Origin of the sequence: Azospirillum oryzae (genome assembly GCF_900177515.1) — a bacterium.
GTDB classification, from domain to species: Bacteria; Pseudomonadota; Alphaproteobacteria; order Azospirillales; family Azospirillaceae; genus Azospirillum; species Azospirillum oryzae_A.
This window is the reverse complement of the sequence record NZ_FXAK01000007.1, coordinates 653,551-677,467: the sequence shown is the minus strand read 5'-3', so window position 1 is coordinate 677,467 and position 23,917 is coordinate 653,551. Positions and strand designations below refer to the sequence as shown.

General features: G+C 66.2%; 35 protein-coding genes. 6 read left to right on the top strand and 29 right to left on the bottom strand.

The features are described 5' to 3' along the window. Positions 1-67: 67 nt before the first annotated feature. A complete protein-coding gene (locus B9N97_RS15710) occupies positions 68-1,204 on the top strand; it encodes a type III PLP-dependent enzyme (RefSeq protein ID WP_085088161.1) in 1,137 nt (378 codons plus the stop codon). 215 nt (positions 1,205-1,419) lie between these two features. On the opposite strand, the gene B9N97_RS15705 is transcribed toward B9N97_RS15710, so the two are convergent. Then, positions 1,420-1,632, bottom strand: a complete 213-nt coding sequence (locus tag B9N97_RS15705) for a DUF1127 domain-containing protein (RefSeq protein ID WP_085088158.1) — start codon at positions 1,630-1,632, stop codon at positions 1,420-1,422. Between the two features lie 313 nt (positions 1,633-1,945). Between B9N97_RS15705 and B9N97_RS15700 the strand changes: the two genes are divergently transcribed. Further along, entirely contained in the window at positions 1,946-2,659 is a 714-nt protein-coding gene (locus B9N97_RS15700; protein ID WP_085088156.1) for an HAD family hydrolase, read from the top strand. A 12-nt stretch (positions 2,660-2,671) separates the two neighbouring features. Then, entirely contained in the window at positions 2,672-3,022 is a 351-nt protein-coding gene (locus B9N97_RS15695; protein WP_085088153.1) for a cupin domain-containing protein, read from the top strand. A gap of 22 nt (positions 3,023-3,044) precedes the next feature. Here B9N97_RS15695 and B9N97_RS15690 read toward each other — a convergent pair whose 3' ends face one another. The 7 genes from B9N97_RS15690 to B9N97_RS15660 all read right to left on the bottom strand — a co-directional run bounded on the left by B9N97_RS15690 (position 3,045) and on the right by B9N97_RS15660 (position 10,650). Next, positions 3,045-3,278: a hypothetical protein gene (locus B9N97_RS15690; protein ID WP_085088151.1), complete on the bottom strand. Its 234-nt coding sequence runs from the start codon at positions 3,276-3,278 to the stop codon at positions 3,045-3,047. A 111-nt stretch (positions 3,279-3,389) separates the two neighbouring features. Then, positions 3,390-4,106 carry a 7-cyano-7-deazaguanine synthase QueC gene (queC, locus tag B9N97_RS15685; RefSeq protein ID WP_085088148.1) on the bottom strand — a complete coding sequence of 239 codons (717 nt, stop codon included), beginning with the start codon at positions 4,104-4,106 and terminating at the stop codon, positions 3,390-3,392. 85 nt (positions 4,107-4,191) lie between these two features. Continuing rightward, complete coding sequence (locus tag B9N97_RS15680; protein WP_244560733.1) at positions 4,192-6,114, bottom strand: PAS domain S-box protein; 1,923 nt, start codon at positions 6,112-6,114, stop codon at positions 4,192-4,194. A 146-nt stretch (positions 6,115-6,260) separates the two neighbouring features. Continuing rightward, positions 6,261-7,076: an alpha/beta fold hydrolase gene (locus B9N97_RS15675; protein WP_085088146.1), complete on the bottom strand. Its 816-nt coding sequence runs from the start codon at positions 7,074-7,076 to the stop codon at positions 6,261-6,263. Between the two features lie 10 nt (positions 7,077-7,086). Further along, positions 7,087-8,421 carry an O-acetylhomoserine aminocarboxypropyltransferase gene (locus B9N97_RS15670; protein ID WP_085088143.1) on the bottom strand — a complete coding sequence of 445 codons (1,335 nt, stop codon included), beginning with the start codon at positions 8,419-8,421 and terminating at the stop codon, positions 7,087-7,089. A gap of 197 nt (positions 8,422-8,618) precedes the next feature. After that, a complete protein-coding gene (locus tag B9N97_RS15665; protein WP_085090598.1) occupies positions 8,619-9,767 on the bottom strand; it encodes a carboxylate-amine ligase in 1,149 nt (382 codons plus the stop codon). Positions 9,768-9,792: 25 nt separating this feature from the next. Continuing rightward, positions 9,793-10,650 (bottom strand): N-formylglutamate amidohydrolase, encoded by an 858-nt coding sequence (locus tag B9N97_RS15660; protein ID WP_085088141.1) that lies wholly within the window; start codon positions 10,648-10,650, stop codon positions 9,793-9,795. Between the two features lie 119 nt (positions 10,651-10,769). On the opposite strand from B9N97_RS15660, the gene B9N97_RS15655 reads away from it, so the two are divergent. The 3 genes from B9N97_RS15655 (at position 10,770) to B9N97_RS15645 (ending at position 13,412) form a co-directional block, all read left to right on the top strand. Continuing rightward, entirely contained in the window at positions 10,770-11,459 is a 690-nt protein-coding gene (locus tag B9N97_RS15655) for an MBT domain-containing protein (RefSeq protein WP_085088138.1), read from the top strand. A gap of 116 nt (positions 11,460-11,575) precedes the next feature. After that, a complete protein-coding gene (locus tag B9N97_RS15650) occupies positions 11,576-12,493 on the top strand; it encodes a DMT family transporter (RefSeq protein WP_085088136.1) in 918 nt (305 codons plus the stop codon). Positions 12,494-12,644: 151 nt separating this feature from the next. Further along, positions 12,645-13,412, top strand: coding sequence for a FadR/GntR family transcriptional regulator (locus B9N97_RS15645; RefSeq protein WP_085090597.1), 768 nt, complete (start codon positions 12,645-12,647; stop codon positions 13,410-13,412). An 85-nt stretch (positions 13,413-13,497) separates the two neighbouring features. Here B9N97_RS15645 and B9N97_RS15640 read toward each other — a convergent pair whose 3' ends face one another. From B9N97_RS15640 to rplD, 21 genes are all read right to left on the bottom strand, one after another. Next, on the bottom strand, positions 13,498-14,145 hold the full coding sequence (locus B9N97_RS15640) for an adenylate kinase (RefSeq protein WP_085088133.1): 648 nt from the start codon (positions 14,143-14,145) through the stop codon (positions 13,498-13,500). Beyond that, complete coding sequence (secY, locus tag B9N97_RS15635; RefSeq protein ID WP_085088130.1) at positions 14,145-15,485, bottom strand: preprotein translocase subunit SecY; 1,341 nt, start codon at positions 15,483-15,485, stop codon at positions 14,145-14,147. Before secY ends, B9N97_RS15640 begins: the two co-directional genes overlap by 1 nt. 123 nt (positions 15,486-15,608) lie before the next feature. Then, complete coding sequence (rplO, locus tag B9N97_RS15630) at positions 15,609-16,094, bottom strand: 50S ribosomal protein L15 (RefSeq protein ID WP_085088128.1); 486 nt, start codon at positions 16,092-16,094, stop codon at positions 15,609-15,611. Between the two features lie 4 nt (positions 16,095-16,098). Beyond that, positions 16,099-16,290: a 50S ribosomal protein L30 gene (gene rpmD / locus B9N97_RS15625; RefSeq protein WP_014246903.1), complete on the bottom strand. Its 192-nt coding sequence runs from the start codon at positions 16,288-16,290 to the stop codon at positions 16,099-16,101. A 2-nt stretch (positions 16,291-16,292) separates the two neighbouring features. Next, a complete protein-coding gene (gene rpsE / locus B9N97_RS15620) occupies positions 16,293-16,862 on the bottom strand; it encodes a 30S ribosomal protein S5 (RefSeq protein ID WP_014246902.1) in 570 nt (189 codons plus the stop codon). 12 nt (positions 16,863-16,874) lie between these two features. Beyond that, positions 16,875-17,237 carry a 50S ribosomal protein L18 gene (gene rplR / locus B9N97_RS15615; protein ID WP_085088125.1) on the bottom strand — a complete coding sequence of 121 codons (363 nt, stop codon included), beginning with the start codon at positions 17,235-17,237 and terminating at the stop codon, positions 16,875-16,877. 5 nt (positions 17,238-17,242) lie between these two features. Beyond that, complete coding sequence (gene rplF, locus B9N97_RS15610; RefSeq protein ID WP_085088123.1) at positions 17,243-17,776, bottom strand: 50S ribosomal protein L6; 534 nt, start codon at positions 17,774-17,776, stop codon at positions 17,243-17,245. A gap of 13 nt (positions 17,777-17,789) precedes the next feature. Further along, complete coding sequence (gene rpsH / locus B9N97_RS15605; protein ID WP_085088120.1) at positions 17,790-18,188, bottom strand: 30S ribosomal protein S8; 399 nt, start codon at positions 18,186-18,188, stop codon at positions 17,790-17,792. Positions 18,189-18,201: 13 nt separating this feature from the next. After that, positions 18,202-18,507 (bottom strand): 30S ribosomal protein S14, encoded by a 306-nt coding sequence (gene rpsN, locus B9N97_RS15600; RefSeq protein WP_012973218.1) that lies wholly within the window; start codon positions 18,505-18,507, stop codon positions 18,202-18,204. 15 nt (positions 18,508-18,522) lie between these two features. Beyond that, positions 18,523-19,065, bottom strand: coding sequence for a 50S ribosomal protein L5 (gene rplE, locus B9N97_RS15595; RefSeq protein WP_012973217.1), 543 nt, complete (start codon positions 19,063-19,065; stop codon positions 18,523-18,525). Between the two features lie 10 nt (positions 19,066-19,075). After that, the gene (gene rplX / locus B9N97_RS15590; RefSeq protein ID WP_014246896.1) at positions 19,076-19,393 is read right to left on the bottom strand and encodes a 50S ribosomal protein L24; all 318 of its coding nucleotides are present in this window, start codon (positions 19,391-19,393) and stop codon (positions 19,076-19,078) included. Next, the gene (gene rplN, locus B9N97_RS15585; RefSeq protein ID WP_012973215.1) at positions 19,393-19,761 is read right to left on the bottom strand and encodes a 50S ribosomal protein L14; all 369 of its coding nucleotides are present in this window, start codon (positions 19,759-19,761) and stop codon (positions 19,393-19,395) included. Before rplN ends, rplX begins: the two co-directional genes overlap by 1 nt. A gap of 19 nt (positions 19,762-19,780) precedes the next feature. Continuing rightward, complete coding sequence (rpsQ, locus tag B9N97_RS15580) at positions 19,781-20,035, bottom strand: 30S ribosomal protein S17 (protein WP_042694099.1); 255 nt, start codon at positions 20,033-20,035, stop codon at positions 19,781-19,783. A 12-nt stretch (positions 20,036-20,047) separates the two neighbouring features. Then, entirely contained in the window at positions 20,048-20,254 is a 207-nt protein-coding gene (rpmC, locus tag B9N97_RS15575; protein WP_012973213.1) for a 50S ribosomal protein L29, read from the bottom strand. Continuing rightward, the gene (rplP, locus tag B9N97_RS15570) at positions 20,251-20,682 is read right to left on the bottom strand and encodes a 50S ribosomal protein L16 (protein ID WP_014246894.1); all 432 of its coding nucleotides are present in this window, start codon (positions 20,680-20,682) and stop codon (positions 20,251-20,253) included. Before rplP ends, rpmC begins: the two co-directional genes overlap by 4 nt. A gap of 12 nt (positions 20,683-20,694) precedes the next feature. After that, positions 20,695-21,444 carry a 30S ribosomal protein S3 gene (gene rpsC / locus B9N97_RS15565; protein ID WP_085088119.1) on the bottom strand — a complete coding sequence of 250 codons (750 nt, stop codon included), beginning with the start codon at positions 21,442-21,444 and terminating at the stop codon, positions 20,695-20,697. After that, positions 21,444-21,839 carry a 50S ribosomal protein L22 gene (gene rplV / locus B9N97_RS15560; RefSeq protein ID WP_042694102.1) on the bottom strand — a complete coding sequence of 132 codons (396 nt, stop codon included), beginning with the start codon at positions 21,837-21,839 and terminating at the stop codon, positions 21,444-21,446. The genes rpsC and rplV overlap by 1 nt, the downstream gene beginning before the upstream one ends. Before the next feature lie 3 nt (positions 21,840-21,842). Then, positions 21,843-22,121, bottom strand: coding sequence for a 30S ribosomal protein S19 (rpsS, locus tag B9N97_RS15555; RefSeq protein ID WP_012973209.1), 279 nt, complete (start codon positions 22,119-22,121; stop codon positions 21,843-21,845). 12 nt (positions 22,122-22,133) lie between these two features. Beyond that, entirely contained in the window at positions 22,134-22,961 is an 828-nt protein-coding gene (gene rplB, locus B9N97_RS15550) for a 50S ribosomal protein L2 (RefSeq protein WP_012973208.1), read from the bottom strand. 16 nt (positions 22,962-22,977) lie between these two features. Then, positions 22,978-23,295: a 50S ribosomal protein L23 gene (locus tag B9N97_RS15545; protein ID WP_012973207.1), complete on the bottom strand. Its 318-nt coding sequence runs from the start codon at positions 23,293-23,295 to the stop codon at positions 22,978-22,980. Beyond that, positions 23,292-23,912 carry a 50S ribosomal protein L4 gene (gene rplD, locus B9N97_RS15540; RefSeq protein ID WP_063633868.1) on the bottom strand — a complete coding sequence of 207 codons (621 nt, stop codon included), beginning with the start codon at positions 23,910-23,912 and terminating at the stop codon, positions 23,292-23,294. Before rplD ends, B9N97_RS15545 begins: the two co-directional genes overlap by 4 nt. Between the last annotated feature and the right edge of the window lie 5 nt (positions 23,913-23,917).

Sequence of the window (23,917 nt, the reverse complement as noted above, 5' to 3'; positions counted from 1 at the left end):
CTCGGCCGCTCCGTTCCCCCCGACTTCACCCTTTCCGTTCCATCATCTTGCGTCCCAGGAGACTGAGATGACCCAGAAGATTGCGCGCTTTTTCGAAGAGCAGCGCCCGCAGACCCCTTGCCTCGTCATCGACCTGGATGTCGTCGAGCAGAACTACAACGATCTGCACGACGCCCTGCCCGACGCCCGCATCTTCTATGCGGTGAAGGCGAACCCGGCCGCGGAAATCCTCAGCCTGCTGGCCCGTCTCGGCTCCGCCTTCGACTGCGCCTCGGTCCCGGAGATCCAGATGGCGCTGGCTGCCGGCGCCACCCCGGAGCGCATTTCCTTCGGCAACACCATCAAGAAGGAAAGCGACATCCGCCGCGCCTATGAGCTGGGCGTGCGCCTGTTCGCCTTCGACAGCGAGCCGGAACTGGAGAAGATCGAGCGCGCCGCCCCCGGCGCCCGCGTGTTCTGCCGCATCCTGACCTCGGGCGAGGGCGCCGAATGGCCGCTGTCGCGCAAGTTCGGCTGCGACCTGCCGATGGCCCGCGACCTGCTGCTGAAGGCCCGCGACATGGACGTGCAGCCCTATGGCGTGTCCTTCCATGTCGGGTCGCAGCAGAAGGACCTGATGCAGTGGGACCATGCCATCTTCCAGGTGGCGCAGCTGTTCCGCGAGCTTGAGGTGCTGGGCGTCGATCTGGGCATGATCAACCTGGGCGGCGGCTTCCCCACCCGCTACCGCACCGACGTGCCGGAATGCACCGCCTACGGTCAGGCGATCTTCGACTCGCTGCGCACCCACTTCGGCAACCACCTGCCGGAAACCATCGTGGAGCCGGGCCGCGGCATGGTCGGCAGCGCCGGCATCATCGAGAGCGAAGTGGTCCTGGTGTCGCGCAAGTCGGCCGAGGACCCCAAGCGCTGGGTCTATCTGGACATCGGCAAGTTCGGCGGCCTGGCCGAGACGATGGACGAGGCGATCCAGTACCCGATCGAGGTGCTGGGCGATGAGCAGGATGACGATCGCGAGGCGGTGATCCTGGCCGGCCCGACCTGCGACAGCGCCGACGTGCTGTACGAGCGCGCCGACTACAAGATGCCGATGGGTCTGAAGGCCGGCGACCGCGTGCGCATCCATGCCACCGGCGCCTACACCACGACCTACTCGGCCGTCTGCTTCAACGGCTTCGCGCCGCTGCACCACTACTGCATCTGAGAAGGTGGCGGGGCGGCGCCCTGCCCTTCTTCTCAGTCCCGCCAAGAAAAAGCCCGCCTGCCGGTTCCACCGGCGGCGGGCTTTTCTCTTTCCAGATGCCGCTTTTCTGTGCAGCCTAATTTTTCAGCACGTCGAGCATCGGACAATGAAAAAGGCCGCCTCCGATCAACGGAAGCGGCCTTTTCCGGTGCGTTCGCCGGCCGGCGTGCAGGCGCTCATTCGCGCCAGAACGGCTTCGACATCTCGCGCTCGGCATCCAGGCGGCTGAAGCCGATGTCCTGGAGCATACGATCGTCCAGATAGCCCAGCTCGCGGCGGGTCACGATGCGCTGGCGCCACAGGCCCAGCAGGTTCGAAGCCGCTTCGACGACATGGGCGAAGGTGGAGGTGCTGTGGCCGGTCTCGGCCGAATGCAGAAGGGTTGCCATGATGGAGATTCCTGAGATGTCTTGTTATGGAGGGTCCGCCGGTCGGCGATCACGTCCTCCTTGTGTGGAAATATAATTATGCTTCTTCGAGCCATGTTGCCACCCCCGACGGCAACATGCCCGCTTTGCAGGCAGCGAAGAACTCGCCATGGAATGTCACCGATCTGTGGCAAAATCGTCATTGCGGATACTTACGGTCCGCTATGCTGACAATAAAGCACCCCTGCATCGACACCCCCTGGACAAGGCCGGCCCACTTGGGCGATGTATTGTTTTACTTACTGATCAATCCTGCGGACCAGTGGACAGGCTCATGAACAGCACCCTCACCCCTGCCGGCCAGACCTTCGACACCATCGGCTTCGATGGCGACGATACGCTCTGGCACAATGAATCGCTGTTTTCGATGACGCAGGACCGCTTCCGCGCCCTGCTGGCCCATGCCGCCGATCCCACCGACCTCGACCGCCGCCTGCTGGAGGCGGAGCGGGCGAACCTCCGCGTCTATGGCTACGGCATCAAGGGCTTCGTGCTGTCGATGATCGAGACGGCGATCGCCGTCACCGACGGCCATGTCCCGGCCCGAGACCTGCAGAGCCTGATCGACTTCGGCAAGGCGATGCTGGAGCATCCGGTGGAACTGCTGCCCGGCGTGGCGGAGGTGGTGGAGGCGCTGGCCGGCCGCCACCGGCTGGTCCTGATCACCAAGGGCGACCTGTTCGACCAGGAGAGCAAGATCGCGCGCTCCGGCCTGTCGGAACTGTTCCATGCAGTGGAGATCGTCAGCGAGAAGGATCCGGCCACCTACCGGCGGGTGATGGACCGCCACGGCATCGATCCGGCCCGTTTCCTGATGGTCGGCAATTCGGTACGCTCGGACATCCTGCCGGTGCTGGCCACCGGTGCCCACGCCGTCCACATCCCCTATGCCATCACCTGGGCGCATGAGGAGGCGGAGGTGCCCGACGATCACTATCGCCGGCTGGACTCGATCCGCGACCTGCCGGCGCTGCTGGCCGACTGGTGAGGAGTTCTGTCGATGACCCTTTCTCCCCTGCCCGACCTCGACGGCATCACGCCGGAAACCGGTGCCCCGGCCGCCGACCGTATCCTGGCCGGGTCACCGGTTTTCACCACCTGGAACGGCTACGAGTCGGATGACGGCAAGCGGTTCGCCGGCACATGGCGGTCGACGCCCGGATCCTGGCGCATCGTCTATGACGAGTGGGAATATTGCGAAATCCTGGAAGGCGAGAGCGTCGTCGCCCATGACGACGGCCGCTCCTGGACGTTGAAGGCCCGAGACCGTTTCGTCATCGAACCGGGTTTCACGGGAAGCTGGACGGTGGTCGAGGCCACCACCAAGCGCTATGTCGTGGTCCTGTCCTGAGCCAAATCCAGAGCCAGAGCTCTCAGCCGACGATCTCGACCGAATGCTGAGCGGCACTATGGCTGAGGATGGTGACCGCCTTGCGCCCGATCTCCACCGCCAGCACGCCCAGCACCAGCATGGAGGCAACCAGCATCAGGCGGGCGATGTCACGGGACCAGCCACGCTTGCGAGCGTTGGCGCGGCGATGCTCGCGCAGCACCGTCCGCGCCGGCCGGCCGATCAGGCGCTGTCCCATCCAGGAGGTGGCGGCCATGATGCGCTCCCTCGTCATCCCGAACAAATCGATACGCTTTTATATAAAATTGTATCTTGTTTGGCAAGTGGGGATTTCCGCCGCGAAGGACCCGGGAGCGGCAGAAGGGAATTACTTATCCGTTCCGCTGGCGTAACGAATCGGGTCAGTCGTTCCGGCTTCGGAAAAGCCCTTCAGGCGCAAGAGGCAGCTGTCGCAGGCGCCGCAGGACAGCCCCTCCGGCGTCGGGTCGTAGCAGGAATGGGTGAGGCTGTAGTCGACACCCAGCTCCAGCCCGCGGCGGACGATGGCCGCCTTGTCCATCTGCATCAGCGGCGCATGGATCTTGAACCGGCTGGTGCCCTCAACCCCGGCCTTGGTGGCGAGGTTCGCCAGCGTCTCGAAGGCCGCGATGTATTCGGGGCGGCAGTCGGGATAGCCGGAATAATCGAGCGCATTGACGCCGATGAACAGGTCGGACGCCCCCAGCGTCTCCGCCCAGGCCAGCGCGAAGGACAGGAAGACGGTGTTGCGCGCCGGCACATAGGTGACGGGAATGCCCTCCCCCAGCCCGGCCGCGTTATCGTGCTTCGGCACATCGATGGCATCGGTCAGGGCGGAGCCGCCGAAGGCACGCAGGTCGATGTCGGCGATCACATGCCGCTCCACCCCGATTGCCGCGACCACCCGCCGCGCCGCCTCAAGCTCCACAGAATGGCGCTGGCCATAGCGGAAGCTGAGCGCGTTGACCCGGTAGCCCTCGGCCTTGGCGATGGCGAGCACCGTCGTCGAATCGAGGCCGCCGCTGACCAGAACCACCGCCTGCCTGGATTCGCCCAAATCCGCCATCGCACACCTGCCTTTTTGAAACCGTCCGTCCGCCGGGCGGACCCTCTGCGACAGCTTCTGACACATCCGGCCGGCGCAGGCCAGTTCAGGACATCGCCGCCAGCATCTCTTCAATGGTCATGATGCGCGACGGCGGCAACCTAATGGTGGCGGTACAGCCCTGCCCCGGTGCGCTGTCCAGCCCCAGCGTGCCGCCATGGGCCTCCACCAGACGCAGCGCCAGCGGCAGGCCAAGCCCGACGCCCTCGTGACGGCGGGTGGCACTCTGGTCGATCTGGGCGAAGGGGGTCATCGCCGTGCCGATGTCCTCCGGCCGCATGCCGACGCCGCGGTCCTGCACCGAAAGCGCGACCCAGCCATCGGCGGCCGGTGCCGCCGTCAGGGTGACGGTATCTCCCGGATGGCTGAACTTGATGGCGTTGGACAGCAGGTTGCCCAGCGCCTGGACCAGGCGCCGTTCGTCGCCACGGATCGGCGGCAATCCGCCATCGGCCGTCACCTCGACCGTCACCTTCTGGCGGCTGGCGTGAAAGTGCAGGTTTGCCACGGCCTGTTCGGCGACCGCCGACAAATCGACCGGTCCTTCGATCAAGGACAATCCGCCGGCGTCGACGCGGGCCATGTCGAGGATGTCGTCGATGATCGCCAACAGCTGTTCGCCGGCCTGACGGATCGCACCGACGCAATCGCGCATCCGATCGTTCCGCTGCGCGTCGCCAACCGATTCCCCGGCCTGCGCCTCCAGCAGTTGTGAGAACCCGATCACCGCATTCAGCGGGGTGCGAAGCTCGTGGCTCATCGCCGCGATGAAGGTGGATTTGGCGCGGTCGGCCGCCTCCGCCGCGTCCTTGGCCGCCAGCAACTCGGCCTCCGCCCGGCGGCGTTCGGTGACGTCGCGGAGAATGGCGGTGTAGAGCCGCCGCCCCTCCACCTCGCTGGCGCTGACCGACAGCTCCACGGGAAAACGGGTGCCGTCGGCACGCTCCGCCTCCGCCGCGCGGTCGCGGGCGATCAGGGCGGTGGTCTGGCCCGGCGCGAACTCCAGCCGGATACCGCCCTCCTCCCGCAGGTCGGTCAGCGGGATCAGACGGTCGAGCGGGCGCCACAGCAGGTCCCCGGCCGCAACGCCGAACATCGCCTCCGCAGCCCGGTTGAAGCTGTGCAGCACGCCGACCTCGTCGATGGTCAGGATCGCGTCGGCCGCGGTGTCGAGGATCGCCTCGTTGCGCGCCTCGGACAGGCGCAGGGCATTGGCGGTGTGCACATATTCACTGACGTCGGTGATGGTGGCGATGGAGCCGCCATCCTCCAGGGGCATGCGCTGGCACAGCACGCGCCGGTCGGCGCCGGGCCCGTCGGAGTCGTGAAAGCGGAAGTCGGTCGGCGCCGGATCGCCGGCCGCGTCAAGCCGCCAGTCGGCAGCGACCCGCGCCCGGTCGTCGGGATGGACGGCGTCGAGCCAGCCGCTGCCGAGCAGCCGGTCGGGCTCCAGCCCGGTGATGCCGGCAAGCCGGGCATTGGCGAACAGCACCTGCCCGTCGGCGCCGGCCTGGAGGATGCCGACCGGCACCGCCTCCGCCAATGTGCGGTAGCGCGCTTCGCTGGCGCGCAGCCGTTCAGATAGGGCGATGTGGTCGCTGATGTCGCGGATGTTCAACACCAGCCCGCCGATGGCCGGATCGGCCAGTTCATTGCGGGTGGTGATCTCCAGCCAGCGCCAGCCGCCATCGGCATGACGGAAGCGGAAAACCGCACGGCCGCTGCTGCCGGCCGGCGCCACCGCACGCAGATGGAGCCGGCGCCGCGCCTCCTCAACATCGTCGGGATGGATATGGCCGTCGAGCGACGCGCCGGTCAGCATATCCGGCCGGTGGCCCAGCAGGTCGGTGACGGCCTCGCTGATCTGGAGCACCCGCCCGTCGGGCGACAAGAGCGCGACGATCTCCCGGCAATCACGGAACAGGGCGCCGACAGCCGGTGCGGTCGCGCGACGCTCGCCATCCTCCAAGATGATACCCCCCGACCCTTCTGCGAACGGCGGGATCGCTTCGATCCCACCCTGCAGAGTAATCAGAAGTCATCAATCGTTCATGTCAGGATTAACCCCACTCCGAGCCACGGATTTCGACACTGAAATCCTTATCTCCTGCACCATTATTCCCGGTGCAAGGACAGGAAGGATGTCAGCGCATCCAGCACTGCGTCGGGGGCTTCGGTCATCACCATGTGGCCGGTCTGCGGCAGGACGACGACCTGTGAAGTCTTGACGCGGGCCGCCAGCGACCGCCCGGCTTTTGCCGGAGTCATCTTGTCCAGGGCCCCCAGCAGGAACAGCGCCGGGCAGCCGACCGCCGCGGCGGAATCGGCCCCATGCCCATAATCGTTGCAGGCGGCCAGATCGACGCCCAGCACGCCCGGGCGAACCGACGCCATCAGCCGGCGCCCGCCGGGGATCAGCGCCAGCCCCGGCATCGGGCAGCCGCCGCCCTGGGCACCGCCATGGCCGCGCGGACCAAAGCCCCAGCCGACCACCATGTCGATGGCCGACCGTTCGCCGGCATGGGCGGCGGCAAGCAGGTCCGGGTGGACCGGCATCCGCTCCGCAATGCCCAGGAGCGCGACGGACTCGACCCGCCCGCTATGTCGGGCGGCGGCATCCAGCGCGACCAGAGCCCCCATGGAATGGCCGATCAGCGCCGCGCGCTCCAGCCCGGCGGCGTCGAGCAGGGCGATCACCCAATCGGCGAGCGCGGCGATGCTGTCCAGCGGCTCCCCGCCGGAACGGCCATGGCCCGGCAGGTCGACCGCCAGCACCGAGCGGCCATGGTGGGCGAGATAGCGGCTTTGCAGGCTCCACACGCTGTGGTCCATGCCGGCGCCGTGGATCAGCACGACTGCCGGCCGCGCGGGATCGATGTCCCGGCCGCCGGTGTGGACGAAGACGGGGGTTCCGTTGACGGTCAGCTGCATGGCGCGGCCCTCAGCCCTTGGTGGCGGCGCGCAGCGCCTGCTTCAGGTCGTCGATCAGGTCTTCGCAATCCTCCAGCCCGATGGACAGGCGGATCATGTCCTCCCCCACCCCGGCGGCGGCGAGCGCCTCGGCATCGAGCTGGGCATGGGTGGTGCTGGCGGGATGGATGACCAGCGACTTGGCGTCGCCGACGTTGGCGAGGTGCGAGAACAGGCTCAGCGACTCGATAAAGCGGCGCCCGGCCTCGCGGCTGCTCCCTTGGCCTCCATGCGCACCCGCACGGATCCCGAAGGAGATGATGGAGCCGGCGCCATGCGGCAGCAGCCGGGCCGCCAGGGCGTGGTCGGGATGGTCCACCAGCTCCGGATAGGAGACCCAGGCGACCGCCCCCTTCTCCGCATTCAGTTCCCCTTCCAGGAAGCAGACGATCTTGCGGGTGTTGTGGATGTGCGCCTTCATCCGCAGCGGCAGCGTTTCCACGCCTTGCAGGATCTGGAAGGCGTTCATCGGGCTCATGCAGGCGCCGAAATCGCGCAGCCCCTCGGCACGGGCGCGGGCGATGAAGGCGGCCGGGCCGTATTCCTCGGCGAAATCGATGCCGTGATAGCCGGCATAGGGTTCGGTCAGGGTCGGGAACTTGCCCGACGCCTCCCAGTCGAAGCGGCCGCCGTCGATCACCACGCCGCCGATGGCGGTGCCGTGCCCGCCCAGCCACTTGGTGCAGGAATGCATGACCAGATCGGCGCCATGCTCGAACGGGCGGCAGAGATAGGGGGTGGTGAAGGTCGAGTCGATCAGCAGCGGAATGCCGGCCTCATGGGCGATGGCCGCGACCTGCGGCACGTCCAGCACCTCCAGCCCCGGATTGCCCAGCACCTCGCCGAATACCAGCCGGGTCTCCGGCCGAATCGCCGCGCGGATGCCGGCGAGGTCGCGCGGATGGACAAAGGTCGTGGTGATGCCGAACCGCGGCAGCGTATAGGCCAGCAGGTTGCGGCTGCCGCCGTAGATGGAGGAGGAGGCGACGATGTGCCCGCCCGCCCCCATCAGCGTCATGATGGCGAGCGTCAGCGCCGCCTGTCCGCTGGCGGTGCAAACGGCACCCACCCCGCCTTCCAGCGTCGCCAGCCGCTCTTCCAGCACCGCGACGGTGGGGTTGGAGATGCGCGAATAGATGTGGCCCGGCCGTTCCAGGTTGAACAGGGCCGCCGCCTGATCGACGTCGCTGAAGACGTAGGAGGATGTCAGATGGATCGGCACCGCCCGCGCCCCGGTCGCCGGATCGGGCCTCTGCCCCGCATGCAGGCTCTGCGTATCGAACTTCAGGAACTTGGCGCCGGCCATGCTCCTCCCTCCCCTCGATGTTGAAAGAGGGCCGCCAATGACGAGCGGCCCTCTTCGCTTTTCAGCTTTTTATTTGCCAGCCCTGTTCAACCCGCATTCCAGCGGCATCGACGGTGCGGAAGCGTATGGAGACATGACGCGCGCGTCAAGGTGGTTGGGAGGGGGCGGTTGGGAGGCGCGGTGCCGCAGCCTATCCCTCAGCTCGCCACCCCCACCATCGTCTCCTCCGCCAACCAGTCCACCACCCGGCGCAGCGCCTCGTCCTCGTCGGCGCCGTCGGCGAGCGCCGCCTGGAAGATCTCGATCTGCCGATGGGCGCTGGTGCCGCGCTTGACGATCTCGCGCGCCCGTTCGACCTCGGCGGTGCAGCCGAAATGCTCGGCATCCTCGCGGGTCAGGTCGATGATCTCGTCCAGCAGATCGGCATATGGGACGATGCGGCCCTGCCCGAAATCGACCAGCCCGCTGTCCAGGCCATAGCGCTGGGCGCGCCAGCGATTTTCCTCGATCAGCAGGTTCTTGTAGGGTCTCCAGGTGACATTGCGCGCCTTCAGCCGCCACAGCATGCGCAGCAGGCAGCGATACAGCGCCGCCACCGTCACCGCGTCGTCCAGCCGGGTGCAGATGTCGGTGATGCGCATTTCCAGCGTCGGGAAGCGCGAGGATGGCCGGATGTCCCACCACAGCTTGCTGGCATCCTCGATCACCCCGGCATTCACCAGCACGGCGACGTGGCTCTGATACTCGCCGAAGCTCTGGAAGCCGGCGGGCATGCCGGTGCGCGGCAGTTCGTGCCACACGCTGAGCCGGTAGGAGCGGCGCTCCATGTCGCGCCCGCGCCAGAAGGGCGAGGAGGTCGACAGCGCCAGCAGATGCGGCAGGAAATAGCGGACCTGGTTCATCAGGTCGATGCGCAGGTCGTCATCCTCGATCCCGACATGGACATGCATGCCGCAGATCATCAGCCGGCGGGCCGGCGCGCCCAGGTCGCGGGCCAGCATGTTGTAGCGGTCGCGGTTGGTGTGCTTCTGCGGCTCCCACGCGGCGAAGGGATGGGTGGAGGCGGCGATCGGCGCCAGCCCATAACGGTCGGCAACCCCGGCCACCGTGGCCCGAAGCGCCGCCAGCTCGGTCCGCGCCTCCTCAAGCGTCCGGCAGACCGGTGTTCCCACCTCGATCTGGCAGCGCAGGAATTCCGGGTGGATGCGGCCGGGCGCCTGTTCCTGGCAGGCTTCCAGCATTTCGTCCGGAGGGCTGGGCACGATGTCGCGCGTGCCGCGGTCGACCAGCAGATATTCCTCCTCCAGGCCGAGGGTGAAGGAGGGTTCGGTCGCGGCGCTTTTCATGGACACGGCGCTTTCCATTCGGTGTTCAGGCTCGCGGATAATGGTGGATGGTCGCCAGCGACGGCAGGGACAGCAGCGGTTCCAGCGCATCGCCGATCACCTGTGCCCACAACTCGGCACCTTCCGGTGTGGCGATCAGATCCTGCCGAACCTCCAGCAGGACATTGGGGTAGCCGGCGGGCGTCGCGTGGGTCTCCACGGTGCCGCCCAGCGTGCCGCGGCCGGAATAGGGCTGGTTGTCGCCGACGCACCAGCGGCCATCGGCCTTCAGCGCCTCGATCAGCGGCACCGGCAGGCGCGGATCGTTGTCCCACAGCACGCCGATGTGCCAGGGCCGCGCCACGCCGCGCATGGCCGGGGTGAAGCTGTGGACCGAGACCAGCACCGGCACCTGTCCGCGGGCACGGATCGCCGAGACGGCCGCCGCCACCGCGGCGTGATAGGGCTTGAACAGCGCCTCCACCCGCTGTGCCTGCGCATCGGCATCCAGCGCGCGGTTGCCGGGAATCACCACGTCGTCGCTGACCACCGGAATCGCGGTCGGGTCCTCCAGAGCGCGATTCGGGTCGATCACCAGACGGGAGAAGCCGGACAGCACCGCAGTGGCGCCGAAGCGGCCGGCCAGCCGCCGCGTCACCTCCGCCGCGCCGATGTCGTAGGCGATGTGTCGGCAGAGCTGTTCCTCCGGCAGGCCGAGGTCGCCGAGTGACACGGGAATTGCTCGCGACGCATGGTCGCACACCAGCAGCAGCGGATTGCCGGCGTCCGGGTTCAGCGTGGTCGCCGGCGGCGGATCGTCCGGGCCCAGCAGTGGGCTTGCCGCACGGGGCGCCGGTGCGGGAGATGTCACGGGCTGGCGATGTTCGGAAGGTGATGAGGCCATATGCCACACTAACGCAACCGCCGCGCCGGGCGGAAGCGCGGCCGATGGTGGTAGCCCGAACGGCAAGCTGATACGCTCCGACTCCCTCTCCGCGCGAACCCACCCGGAAGACACCCCGCATGCTCCGCCTGCTCACCCTCTGCCTTGCCGTGATGGCGCTGCTCAGCGCTTGCGGACCCGTTTACGAGACGCAATACAGCCTGATCCCGCCGTCGTCGTCGCAAGGAAGGCTCTGCGTCAACCAGTGTCAGCAGAACCGCAATTTCTGCCGGCAGAATTGCGGCATGTCGCAGCAGGCCTGCGTGAACGAGGCGCGGACCCGCGCACTGTATGAGTATCAGGCCTATGTGAACCGCCAGCAGGCGGAGAAGAAGCCGATCAAGAAATCGGTGAGCGACTTCGATCGCTCCTATTCCTGCGGCAACAGCAGCTGTGAAGCGCGGTGCGACGCGGATTATCGCGACTGCTTCGGCGGAAGCTGCGGTGGGCAGGTGATCGCCAAGCGCGTCTGCACCGCCTTCTGCGACCAGGAGAAGCCGGCCCCCGCGCCGGCAGTCGCGCCGATGCTGAGCCCCATCCCGCCGGGCGCCGCCCAAGCCCCCATGGCACCGGCCCCCAACGCCGGCTATCAGGCCGGTGCCTCGCTGTGCCAGCCCGGCATGCGGGTGGAGGTCCAATGGAAGGGTGACTGGTATCCGGCGACGGTGAAGGACAAGCCGCGCAAGGACGGCCGCTGCCCGGTCCATTACGACGAGTACAGTGCCGAAGACGACGAGGCGGTGTCGCTTCGCCGCATCCGACCGCGCTGATCCGCAGCCGGTGCAAAGGCCCCGCCCGACAGCCTGCGGGGGAGCCGCCGGGGCGCACGGCAGCCATGACTTGCGTCCCGCTGGCCCGGCGGCGGGCCGGCGGATATAAGCGGATCATGCCAGACGCCATTGCCCTACCTGTCGACCATGCGTACCGGACGCAGCGCATCGCCCTGATCGCGCTGCTGATCGGCGCCTTGGGCATCGCCTTCGCGCCGATCTTCGTCCGCCTGTCGGAGGTCGGTCCGGTCGCCACCGGCTTCTGGCGCACGGCACTGGCCACGCCGGTCCTGGCCCTGTGGATGGGCAGCGAGTCGCGGCAACGGAGCGGACGGGCCAGCCGACGCCCCTCGTCGCTCTCGGATTATGGCCGATTGTCGCTGGCCGGGCTGTTCTTCGCCGGCGATCTTGCGATCTGGCACACGTCGATCCGCTATACATCGGTCGCCAACTCCACCCTGCTGGCGAACTTCGCCCCGTTGTTCGTCGCACCGGCCGCATGGTTCCTGTTCAAGGAGCGGATCACCGGCCGGTTCGTCCTGGGCATGCTGCTGGCGCTGGCCGGCGCCGTCGTGCTGATGGGCCAGAGCTTCCGCCTCAGCGCAGACCATCTGTTCGGCGATGCGCTGGGCCTGCTGACCGCTGCCTTCTATGCCGGCTATATCCTGTCGGTCGGGCGCCTGCGTGCCGAGTTCTCCACCGCAACCATCATGACCTGGAGCGGGGCCATCACCGCTGTCGTGCTGCTGCCGCTCGGCCTGTCCGACGGCGAGGCGATGCTGCCGGCGACCGCCGCCGGCTGGGCCGTGCTGGCCGGCCTCGCCCTGTTCAGCCATGCGGGAGGCCAGAGTCTGATCGCCTACGCCCTCGCCCACCTGCCGGCGTCCTTCTCATCGGTCAGCCTGCTGTTGCAGCCGGCGGCGGCCGCGATCCTCGCCTGGATCCTGCTGAACGAACCACTGGGACCCTTGCAGGCGGTCGGCGCCGCTGTGATCCTGGTGGGCATCCTGATGGCCCGACGCGGCAGCCGCTGAGACCCCGTCTTCGCGACGTCGCCTCTCTGTTTTTCCGTCCCGCGGGCAAGGCGCCGCAGCGTGGCTGTGCCCCATTGACCGCACCCGCGGGGACCGTTACCGGTATGACCATCCATCGATGAACCGTCTTCCGATCAAAGGGGAACAACCCGTGCCCGGCACCGACGACAGCGCTCACGTCCCCTCCTCCTCGCAGCGCATTTCGGAGTGGGTGGCCCAACAGCTTCTCGACCGCATTGCGCGTGGCGAGCTGGTGCCGGGGGAGCGCCTGCCGGGCGAACGCCAGTTGGCTGAACAGCTGCATGTCAGCCGGGTATCCGTCCGCGCCGCCCTGCAGAAGCTGAAGACCCAGGGCTTCCTCACCGCGGTCCAGGGCGGCGGCACCCGCGTGGTGTCGTCGGCCGGCGTGATGGACGGCGCCCTGACCACCATGGTGCGCAGCACCCACCAGAATTTGTGCGACCTCGTCGAAATCCGCATGGCGCTGGAAAGCTGGGCCGCCCGCCGCGCGGCCGAGCGCGCGACCCAGGAACAGATCGACACCATCGGCCGCATCCTGGCGGCGATGAGTGAGACCAACCGCGACGGCGGCCGCGCGGCCGATGACATGGACTTCCACGTCGCCGTCGCCCAGGCGTCCGGCAGCCCGGTCTATCTCCACCTGCTGTCGACCATCCGCGACATCCTCGGCAACATGGTCGAGATGAAGCACACCGAGCCCTTCATGGAAAACCATGAGGCGCTGATGATCGAGCATCACCGCGCCATCCACCAGGCCATCGCCCGGCGCGATCCCGACGCCGCGGCCAATGCCGTCACGGCACATCTCGGCTGGATTCTGGCGCGCTACCGCACCATGACCGACGAGCCGGCTGCCCAGGCGAGCACCCCGCCCTCCCCCGACGACGCCGGCGTCTGACCCCCACGTTCGACCCCGCTGACGAAAAAGGCCGCAGCCTCCCGACGGAGGCTGCGGCCTTTTCACATCCGACCCGCGGCGATCCTCAGTTGGCGAGGATCGTCTCGATCTGCTTGGTTACTTCATCGATGTCGGCCATGCCGTCCACCACCTTCAGCACGCCGCGGCCCTGGTAGTAGGGAAGGATCGGCGCCGTCTGCTGATGGTACTGGGCCAGACGGGTGGTCACCGTCTCCGCATTGTCGTCGGCGCGCCGCTTGAACTCGGTGCTGCCGCAGACATCGCAGACGCCCTCGACCTTCGGCTTCTCGAAGCTGTCGTGATAGCCCTTGCCGCATTTGGCGCAGGTGTAACGGCCGGTGATGCGTTCCACCAGCACGTCGTCGACCACCCGCATCTCGATAACGTGGTCGAGCTTCAGGCCCTTCTCGTCGAGCATCTTATCGAGCGCCTCGGCCTGGGCCACGGTGCGCGGGAAGCCATCGAGGATGAAGCCGTTCTTCACGTCCGGCTTCGAGATGCGCTCGGCGATCATGCTGACCATCAGCTCGTCCGGCATCAGCTTGCCGGCGGCCATGATCTCCTTCGCCTGCTGCCCGAGCGGCCCGCCTTCCGCCACCATGGCGCGGAGCATGTCGCCGGTCGACAACTGCACCAGACCACGAGTGTCTTCCAGACGGCGCGCCTGGGTCCCCTTCCCGGCGCCCGGCGGACCGAGCAGTATGAGGTTCATTACTTTCTCCCCCGAAGCTTAGATTTCTTGATCAATCCCTCATACTGGTGGGCCAGCAGGTGGGAATGAATCTGCGCGACCGTGTCCATCGTGACGGTGACCACGATCAGCAGGCTGGTGCCGCCAAAATAAAACGGAACCGAGTGCTGGGATATCAGGATTTCGGGGAGGAGACAAACCGCCACAAGGTAGGCGGAGCCGATGACCGTCAGCCGCGTCAGCACATAATCGATGTGGTCGGCGGTGTTCTTGCCCGGACGGATGCCCGGGATAAAGCCGCCATACTTGCGCAGGTTGTCGGCCGTCTCCGTCGGATTGAAGACAATGGCGGTGTAGAAGAAGCAGAAGAACACGATCAGCGAGGCGTACAGCAGCATATAGAGCGGCGTGCCGTGCGCAACGTAGCGCGAAACCGCCTGCAGCCACTCCGGCCCCTCACCGCCGGCGAAGCCCACCGCGGTCAGCGGCAGCAGCAGCAGCGACGAAGCGAAGATCGGCGGAATGACGCCGGCCGTGTTCATCTTCAGCGGCAGGTGCGACGCTTCGCCGCCGAACACCCGGTTGCCGACCTGTCGCTTCGGGTACTGCACCAGCAGACGACGCTGGGCGCGCTCCATGAAGACGATGAAGAACACCACGCCCACGGCCATCAGCAGCATCAGGATGATGAAGACGGTGGACAGAGCGCCCTGGCGGCCGAGTTCCAGCGTGTTGACCAGCGCGCGCGGCAGTTCCGCGACGATGCCGGCGAAGATGATCAGCGACGTGCCGTTGCCGATGCCGCGGGCGGTGATCTGCTCACCCAGCCACATCAGGAACATGGTGCCGCCGACAAGCGTGATGACCGTCGCAATGCGGAAGTACAGGCCGGGGTCCATCACCGCCGCACCGGTCGAGCCGCGCATCGACTCGAGACCAACCGCAAGTCCGTAGGCCTGCACCGTGGCAAGCGCCACCGTGCCGAATCGGGTGTACTGGTTCAGCTTCTTGCGCCCGGCCTCGCCTTCCTTCTTCATGGCCTCCATCTGCGGCGACACGGCGGTCAGCAACTGCACGATGATGGACGCCGAGATGTACGGCATGATGTTGAGCGCGAAGATGGTCATGCGGCTGAGCGCGCCGCCAGCCAGCATGTCGAACATGCCGAGGATGCCGCCACCTTGCTGCTTGAAGACGTCGCTGAGAATCGTCGGGTCGATGCCCGGCAGCGGGATGTAGGTGCCCAGCCGGTAGACGATCAGGGCCGCCAAGGTGAACCAAATCCGCTTTTTCAGCTCGGTCGCCTTGGAGAAAGCCCCGAAATTGATGTTGGCGGCAAGCTGCTCGGCCGCTGATGCCATGGTCCAATCCCTGTCCCGTAAGCGCGAACGGGGCGGCACTGCATGACGCAGGCCGCCCCTCGCGACTTCGCTTTTTGTAGTGCCACGAAAGCCCGTGCGCAAGCACGGGCTTCACATGGAACCTTACTCGGCGGCTTCGGCGGCGGGCGCGGTCAGCGTGACGCTGCCACCCGCCTTTTCGACGGCCTCGATCGCCGACTTGGACGCGCCGGCGACCGTGAAGGAAACCTTCGCGGTCAGCTCGCCCTTGCCCAGCAGACGGACACCGTCCTTCTTCACCTTGCCGGTGACACCGGCGGCGTTGAGCGCCGCGGCATCGATGGTCTCGGCGGCGTTCAGCTTGCCCAGGTCGATGGCCTTCTGGACCATGCTCAGGTTAACCACCGAATATTCCTTGGCGAAGATGTTCCGGAAACCGCGCTTCGGCAGGCGGCGGTGCAGAGGCATCTGCCCGCCTTCGAAGCCGTTGATCGCCACGCCCGTGCGCGAGGTCTGACCCTTCACGCCGCGGCCAGCGGTCTTGCCCTTGCCCGAACCGATACCGCGACCGACGCGCATGCGCGCCTTGCGGGCACCGGCGTTGTCACGCAGGTCATTAAGCTTGGTCATGATCTCAGCCCTCGTTCTCGACGCGGACCAGGTGCGCGACCTTGGCGATCATGCCCCGCACGGCCGGAGTGTCCTCCAGCTCGCGGGTCCGGTGCAGCTTGTTGAGACCCAGACCGACCAGCGTCTCGCGCTGGTCGTGCTTGCGGCCGATCGGGCTGCCGATCTGGGTCACGACGACGGTCTTCTTCTCCGCCATGATCAGGCCTCCTGTCCGGCGCCGGCCTCGCGACGGCCGAGGATGTCGCTCACGCGACGACCGCGACGCGCCGCGACGGACCGCGGGCTGGTGACCTGGGTCAGGGCGTCGAAGGTCGCCTTGATCATGTTGTGCGGGTTCGACGTGCCGATCGACTTGGTCACGACGTCAGCGACGCCGAGAGCCTCGAAGATCGCGCGCATCGGACCACCGGCGATGATGCCGGTACCGGCCGGAGCAGCCCGCAGCACGACCTTGCCGGCACCGAAGTGGCCGTTGGTGTCATGATGCAGCGTGCGGCCTTCGCGCAGCGGAACACGGATCATGCCGCGCTTGGCCTGATCGGTCGCCTTGCGGATGGCTTCCGGGACCTCGCGGGCCTTGCCCGAGCCGACGCCGACCCGGCCCTTGCCGTCGCCAACGACGACCAGAGCGGCGAAGCCGAAGCGACGACCACCCTTGACCACCTTGGCGACGCGGTTGATGCCGACGAGCTTTTCGATCAGCTCGCTTTCTTCCCGCTCGCGCGGCTGCCGGTCGCGGTTATCCCGCTCCCCACGTTCACGTGCCATATCCGGGCCTCCTTAGAACGACAGCCCGCCCTCACGGGCGGCGTCGGCCAGGGCCTTGACCCGGCCATGGTAAATGTAACCACCGCGGTCGAAGACGACCTCGGTAATCCCAGCGGCCTTGGCGCGCTCGGCGATCAGCTCGCCGATGCGCTTGGCAGCATCGACGTTTCCGCCGTGCTTGAGCTGCTCGCGCAGCTCCTTCTCGACCGACGAGGCGGACGCGAGCGTCTTGCCGTTTTCGTCGTCGATGATCTGGGCGTAGATGTGCAGATTGGACCGGAAGACCGAGAGGCGAACGCGCCCGCCGGCCTTCTTGGCAATCTGCGCGCGCACGCGCTGCTTGCGGCGCTCGTGGAGTTGCTTTGGCTTCAGCATGGCGGTTACTTCTTCTTACCTTCCTTGCGCAGGACGGTTTCGGTCTCGTACTTGATGCCCTTGCCCTTGTAGGGCTCCGGCTTCTTCCAACCACGGATCTCGGCGGCAACCTGGCCGACCTTGTGCTTGTCATAGCCGCTGACCGAGATGGCCGTCGGCTTGTCGCACTTGATCGTGATGCCTTCCGGGATCGGGTACTTCACGTCGTGCGAGAAGCCGAGCTGCATGACCAGCTCCTTGCCCTGCACGGCCGCGCGGTAACCGACGCCGTTGATTTCCAGGTTGATCGTGTAGCCCTGGCTAACACCGGTGACCATGTTGTTGATCAGGGTGCGCGAGGTCGCCCACATGACGCGGGCGCGCTTGCTGTCGTTTGCCGGCTTCACCACCACCTTGCCGTCTTCCAGCGAGGCGGTGATGTCGTCGATCAGGGTCATGCTGAGTTGCCCCAGCTTGCCCTTGGCCGTGACCTGCTGACCGTCGACCTTCACGTCGACGCCAGCCGGGACCGGCACGGGATGCTTGCCAATGCGCGACATCTGCCAATCCCCCTTAGAACACGCGGCAGAGGACTTCGCCGCCAACGTTGGCGGAGCGGGCCTCATTGTCCGACATCACGCCGCGCGGGGTCGACAGGATCGACAGACCAAGCCCGTTGTAGACACGGGGCAGGTCGGCGATCTTCGAATACACGCGACGGCCGGGCTTGGACACACGGGCGATCTGCTTAATGACAGGCTCGCCTTCGTGGTACTTCAGCTCGATCTTCAGGTTCTTGACGCCCGGACGCAGTTCTTCCTCGGACCAGCCGCGGATGAAGCCTTCACGCTTCAGAACTTCCAGGACGTTGACGCGCAGCTTAGACGCCGGGGAAACCACAACGGACATGCGGGCGTGCTGACCGTTGCGGATGCGGGTCAGCATATCGCCGAGCGGATCGCTCAAAGACATTCTCGGACCCTCCTTACCAGCTCGACTTCGTCATGCCCGGGATCTGGCCGGTCGAGGCCAGTTCGCGGAGCGTGACGCGGGACAGCTTGAACTTGCGATAGAACGCGCGCGGACGCCCGGTCATTTCGCAGCGGTTCCGGATGCGCACCTTCGAGGAGTTGCGCGGCAGTTCGGCCAGCTTGAGGCGGGCAGCGAATTGCTCTTCCGGCGGGAGGGTCTTGTCGTTCGCGATTGCCTTCAGGCGCGCACGCTTGTTCGCGTACTGCTTGGCCAGCTTGGCGCGACGCTTGTTCTTTTCGATGGCACTGGTCTTAGCCATGGTCGTGCTCCAGCCTCAGCTCACGAACGGCATGTCGAAGCCCTTCAGGAGAGCCTTGGCTTCCTGGTCGGTCTTCGCCGAAGTGACGATGATGATGTCCATGCCGCGGATCTGATCGATCTTGTCGTAATCGATCTCCGGGAAAATGATCTGTTCCTTGACGCCCATGGCGTAGTTGCCACGGCCGTCAAAGCTGTCACCCGGGATACCGCGGAAGTCACGGACGCGCGGCAACGCAATCGTCACCAGGCGATCCAGGAACTCGTACATGCGGTCGCGGCGGAGCGTGACCTTGCAGCCGATCGCCATGCCTTCGCGCAGCTTGAACTGGGCGATCGACTTGCGCGACTTGGTCACCACCGGCTTCTGACCGGTGATGGCGGCCATCTCGGCCACGGCGAGCTGGATCTTCTTGGAGTCGGCGACAGCCTCACCGACACCCATGTTGACCACGATCTTCTCGATCCGCGGAACTTCCAGGTCGTTCTTGTAGCCGAATTCCGACTTCAGAGCGGCGCGGATCTTGGAGTCGTAAACTTCTTTCAGACGTGCGGTCATGCCCGGGTCCTCACAGGTCAATGACTTCGCCGGACCGCTTGGCGACACGCACCTTGCGGCCATCCTCAAGGATCTTGAAACCGACGCGGGTCGGCTTGCCATCCTTGGGATCGACGTGAGCGAGGTTGGAGACGTTGATCGGCGCCTCCATCTCGATGATGCCACCCTGCGAGCGGGCGCTGGCACGCTGGTGCTTCTTCACCACGTTCACGCCCTGCACAACGGCACGGTTCTCCTTCGGGAAAACCTTCAACACCTCGCCGGTCTTGCCCTTGTCACGGCCGGTCAGGACAACGACCTTGTCCTTGGTCTTGATCTTGGCGGCCATTACAGCACCTCCGGCGCCAGCGAGATGATCTTCATGAACTTCTTGCCGCGCAGCTCGCGAGTGACCGGCCCGAAAATACGGGTGCCGATCGGCTCGCCCTGCTTGTTGATCAGCACGGCGGCATTCCGGTCGAAACGGATCGCCGACCCGTCCTCCCGACGCAGTTCCTTCGCGGTGCGGACGATGACGGCGCGATGCACGTCGCCCTTCTTGACGCGGCCCTTCGGAATGGCCTCCTTGACCGAGACGACGATGACGTCGCCCACGGTTGCGACCTTCCGCTTGGACCCGCCAAGCACCTTGATGCACTGCACCCGGCGCGCCCCGCTGTTATCGGCGACTTCCAGGTTGGTTTGCATCTGGATCATTGTTTACGACCTTTCGTTATCACGCGGCGCCGCTGTCGGCGGCGGACTCCGTCACGACCGTCCAACGCTTGGACTTCGAGATCGGGCGGCATTCGATGATCGAAACGGTATCGCCGACCTTGAACTGGTTGCCCTCGTCGTGGGCGGCGTACTTCTTCGACTGACGAATGAACTTCTTGTACACGGGGTGCATGACACGGCGCTCGACAAGAACCGTAACGGTCTTGTCGCACTTGTCGCTGACCACCGTGCCCTGCAGAACGCGGCGAGGCATGGATGATCCCCCTTACTTGCCGGCGTCGGCGGAGCGGGCACGCTCGCCGAGGATGGTCTTGATGCGGGCGATGTCGCGGCGCACCGTGTTCACCCGCGCGGTGTTCTCCAGTTGGCCGGAAGCCTTCTGGAAACGCAGGTTGAACTGCTCCTTCTTGAGCTGGAGGAGCTGATCGTTCAGCTCATCCGCGCTCTTCGTACGAATGTCTACGGCCTTCATGCCGCGGTCTCCTCGACACCGCCCAGGCGGGTCACCAGCTTCACCTTGATCGGCAGCTTCGCGGCCGCCAGAGCGAAGGCGGTTTTTGCCACATCTGCCGGCACGCCGTCCAGTTCAAACAGGATGCGGCCGGGCTTCACGCGGGCCGCCCAGTACTCCGGCGAACCCTTACCGGAACCCATGCGGACTTCGGCGGGCTTGGTGGAGACCGGGAGGTCCGGGAAAATGCGGATCCAGACGCGGCCCTGACGCTTCATCGCACGGGTGATCGCGCGGCGGGCCGCTTCGATCTGACGGGCGGTGATGCGCTCCGGCTCCAGGGCCTTGAGGCCGAAGGAGCCGAAATTCAGGGCGGTGCCGCCCTTGGCGTTGCCATGGATGCGGCCCTTGTGGGCCTTACGGAATTTCGTGCGCTTGGGAGAAAGCATCGCTCGGCCCCTTTACTCGCGTTCGGAGCGCTCGGAGCGCTCGCGACGGTCGCGACGATCATGCCGATCGCGGCGCGGCTCGCCGTCGGTCGACACCGGCTCGGAACCCATGCGCTTGTCCTGCGCCATCGGGTCGTGAGCCATGACCTCGCCCTTGAACACCCACACCTTGACACCGCAGGTGCCGTAGGTGGTCTTGGCGGTGCCCACACCGTAATCGATGTCGGCGCGCAGGGTGTGCAGCGGAACGCGGCCCTCGCGGTACCACTCCATGCGGGCGATTTCCGCACCGCCGAGACGGCCCGAGCAGTTGATCCGGATGCCCTGGGCGCCCAGGCGCATGGCGGACTGCACGGCGCGCTTCATGGCGCGACGAAACGCCACACGGCGCTCCAGCTGGCTGGCGATGTTCTCGGCGATGAGGCGAGCGTCGATTTCCGGCTTGCGGATCTCGACGATGTTCAGGCTCACCTCGCTGCCGGTCATCTTCGACAGCTCGAGACGCAGCTTCTCGATGTCCGCGCCCTTCTTGCCGATCACCACGCCCGGACGGGCCGAGTGGATGGTGATACGGGCCTTCTTGGCCGGACGTTCGATGACGACGCGCGAGCAACCGGCCTGCTGCAGCCGGCCCTGCAGATAGCCGCGCAGCTTCAGGTCCTGGTGCAGCAGGTTGGCGTAGTCGCGCTTGGCGAACCAACGGCTGTCCCAGGTCCGGTTGATGCCGAGGCGCAGCCCGATCGGATTGATTTTCTGACCCATTACTCGGCCCCCTCGGCAACGGCGGCGTCACGCTCGCGGACGATGATCGTCAGGTTGCTGAACAGCTTCTCGACCCGGGCGCCACGACCGCGGGCACGGGCGTGGAAGCGCTTCATCACCAGAGCGCGACCGACAGTCGCCGACGACACGTACAGACGGTCGACGTCGAGCTGGTGGTTGTTCTCGGCGTTCGCGATCGCGGCCTGCAGGACCTTCTTCACCTCGCCGGCGATGCGGCGCTTGGAGAAGGTCAGCTCGGCCACGGCGCGGCTGGCATCCATGTTCCGGATGAGCTGGGCGACGAGGTTGAGCTTCCGCGGGCTGGTGCGGATCATCGGATTGCGGGCCAGAGCCTCGTTCTCCGCGACCCGGCTGGGGTTGGCAGGCTTGCCCATGGCTTACTTCCTCTTCGCCTTCTTGTCCGCCGCGTGGCCATAGAAGGTCCGCGTCGGAGCGAACTCGCCGAACTTGTGACCGATCATGTGCTCGGTAACCAGAACCGGCAGGAACTTGTGGCCGTTGTAGACGCCGAACGTCAGACCGACGAACTGCGGCAGGATGGTCGAACGACGCGACCAGATCTTGATGATCTCGTTGCGGCCCGAAGCCCGGCTCTTGTCCGCCTTCTTCAGCAGATAGCCGTCGACGAACGGGCCCTTCCAAACGGAGCGTGCCATCGTTCGACCTCCTTACTTCGAATGACGGCGGCGCAGGATCAGGCCATCCGTCTTCTTGTTGTGACGAGTCTTCTTGCCCTTGGTCGGCTTGCCCCACGGCGTGACCGGATGACGGCCGCCCGAGGTGCGACCCTCACCACCACCGTGCGGGTGGTCGATCGGGTTCATGGCGACGCCACGGACCGACGGACGCTTGCCCAGCCAGCGGTTGCGACCGGCCTTGCCAAGGTTGGTGTTCATCTGGTCCGGGTTGGACACGGCACCCAGGGTGGCCATGCACTCGCCACGAACCATGCGCAGTTCGCCAGACGGCAGCTTCAGCTGGGCGTAGCCACCGTCGCGGCCGACCAGCTGCAGGTAGGTGCCGGCGGAACGAGCCACCTGACCACCCTTGCCGGCCTTCAGCTCGACGTTGTGCACGATCGAACCGACCGGGATGTTCTTCAGCGGCATCGCGTTGCCGGGCTTCACGTCGACACGCTCGCCGGAGATCACGGTGTCGCCGACCTTCAGGCGCTGCGGCGCCAGGATGTAAGACAGCGTCCCATCCTGGTACTTGATCAGCGCGATGAAGGCCGTGCGGTTCGGATCATATTCCAGCCGCTCGACGGTGGCCGGAACGTCGAACTTGCGACGCTTGAAGTCCACCAGACGGTAGGTGCGCTTGTGTCCGCCACCCATCCGGCGCGCGGTGATGCGGCCGGTGTTGTTGCGTCCACCAGACTTGGTCAGGCCCTCGGTGAGGGTCTTGACCGGCTTGCCCTTCCACAGCTCCGAGCGGTCAACGATGACCAGCTGGCGGAGCGACGGCGTAATCGGGCGGTATTGCTTCAGAGCCATCGGATCACACTCCCGCTCAGATGCCCGTGGTCACGTCGATCTTGTTACCCTCGGCGAGGGTGACGACGGCCTTCTTGAAGTCCGAGCGACGGCCGATGGTGCCGCGGAACCGCTTGGTCTTGCCCTTGGAAACCAGGGTGTTGACCGCGGTCACCTTGACGTTGAAGAGACCTTCAACGGCGGCCTTGATCTCCGGCTTGGAGGCCGTGAGCGGCACGCGGAACGTGACCTGGTTGTGCTCCGACACCAACGTCGACTTCTCGGTGATGACGGGAGCGAGGATCAGGTCGTACATCCGCTCCTGGCTCACCGCAGGTTTCGACTGCTTGCTCATTTCAGGCGAGCCTCCAGTTGCTCGACCGCGTTGCGGGTCAGGACCAGCGTATCGCGGCGGAGAATGTCGTAGACGTTCGCACCCTGCTCCGGCAGCACGTCGATCAGCGGGATGTTGCGCGAAGCCTTGGCGAAGTTCTCGTCCAGGTTCGAGCCATCGATGATCAGCGCCGAAGTCAGGCCGAGGGTGGCGAGACGGGCCGCCAGTTCCTTGGTCTTGTGCGTCTCGGCGGCCGCAGCCTCCAGGACGATCAGCTTGCCCTCGGCGGCCTTGGCCGACAGGGCGGTCTTGAGCGCCAGCTTGCGGACCTTCTTGGTCAGCTCATGGGCGTGCGAGCGCACGACCGGGCCGAAGATGGTCGCACCGCCGCGGAACTGCGGCGAACGGATGGAGCCCTGACGAGCGCGACCGGTGCCCTTCTGCGAGTAGGGCTTCTTGGTCGTGCCGCTGATCTCGCTGATGCCCTTGGTCTTGTGGTTACCGGAGCGGCGCTTGGCCAGCTGCCAGTTGACCATGCGGGCCAGCAGGTCGGTGCGGGTCGGCAGGCCGAACACGGCGTCCGACAGCTCGATCTCGCCGACGGCTTCGTTGTTCAGGTTCTTGATCGTGGCCTTCATGGCGC